The organism is Streptomyces sp. NPDC059224, assembly GCF_042754285.1.
GTDB lineage: Bacteria > Actinomycetota > Actinomycetes > Streptomycetales > Streptomycetaceae > Streptomyces.
The window spans coordinates 1-1,352 of the sequence record NZ_JBHZAN010000110.1 but is presented as its reverse complement, the minus strand read 5'-3'; the positions used below and the strand labels follow the sequence as shown (position 1 = coordinate 1,352).

Here is a 1,352-nt window from a genome sequence, read left to right as displayed (position 1 = left end):
AGTCTGCGGGCCGTCGACTGGGCGGCCGACGAGGCCGCCCTGCGCGGGGCACCGCTCCGGCTCGTGTACGCCTCTCTCTGGGAGCGGTACGAGGGCGAGTCGCTCGCCGAGGACCTCGTCACCAAGCCGTCCGACCGGTTGACCCCCGAGGATGTCGTCGACATCGGCGCCCGGCGGGCACACCACCGGCAGCCCGGTCTGAAGGTCACGACCGACGTCGTACCGGAGGAGCCCGAGTACGCGCTGGTGCGGGAGAGCCGGGAGGCCGCCGCGGTGGTGCTGGGCTCCCGGGGACGCAGCGGATTCGTCGAGATGCTGCTCGGCTCGGTGGGCCTGGCCGTCGCCGCCCGCGCCCTCTGCCCGGTGATCGTGCTGCGCGGCAGTCACGACAACCAGGTCCGTGCCGGGTCCGGCGGCCGCATCGTGATCGGCGTCGGAGGCAAGGAGGTCGTGGGCTTCGCCCTCCGGGAAGCCGGCTTGCGCGGCGCCGAGGTGGACGCCGTACGGGCCTGGCGGGCTCCGGCACACGAGAGCACCGACCACCTACCCCCGGACTTCGCCCGAGGGAACCCCCAGCTGTCCGGGAAACCCGCGCGGCCGCACGAGCGGGAGGCCTTGGACACCCTGGAGGAGGCGCTGCGCGACGTACCGGAGCAGCAGCAGGCGCGCGTGCACCGGCGGACCGTCGAGGGCCCCGCCCGCCAGGTGCTGCTGGCCGCCTCCTACACCGCCGACCTGCTGGTCGTCGGCGCCCGGCGCGACACCGGGCACCTCGGTCTGCAGCTCGGCCGGGTGGCCCACGGACTCCTGCACCACGCGGCGTGCCCGGTCGCCGTCGTACCCGAACGGACGTGACCGGCTGATCGGAGGCCGGCCTGCGGCCGCCCCCTGATCGCGCTTTCGCCGCCTTTCCGCGACCGTGCCGCCTCCACCGCCCGACGACCTACCCATGGAGCCATCCCGATGTCCAATGCCGAGCACCAGGACGCCGCCGTACTGTCCGACGACGAGCTGCGCACCCTGGACGCGCACTGGCGTGCCGCCAACTACCTGGCGGCGGGCCAGATCTACCTGATGGCCAACCCGTTGCTGACCGAGCCGCTGCGGCCGGAGCACATCAAGCCGAGGCTGCTGGGTCACTGGGGTACCTCACCTGGCCTGAACCTTGTGTACACCCACCTGAACCGGGTGATCAGAGCCCGCGGGCTGGACGCGCTGTGCGTGTGGGGGCCGGGGCACGGCGGCCCGTCGGTGCTGGCCAACTCCTGGCTGGAGGGCAGTTACAGCGAGACCTACCCGGACGTCCCGCGGGACGGGGCGGGGATGGGGCGGCTGTTCCGGCAGTTCTCGTT

At 73.3% G+C, this 1,352-nt stretch carries 1 protein-coding gene and 1 pseudogene; both read left to right on the top strand.

Annotated elements, in window-relative coordinates; genetic code table 11:
* A partial coding sequence (locus tag ACFXI4_RS44680) for a universal stress protein (protein WP_385003441.1) occupies nt 1-855 on the top strand: 855 nt, incomplete at its 5' end.
* Nucleotides 856-963: 108 nt separating this feature from the next.
* A pseudogene (locus tag ACFXI4_RS44675) lies at nt 964-1,352 on the top strand (phosphoketolase); the annotation flags it as partial.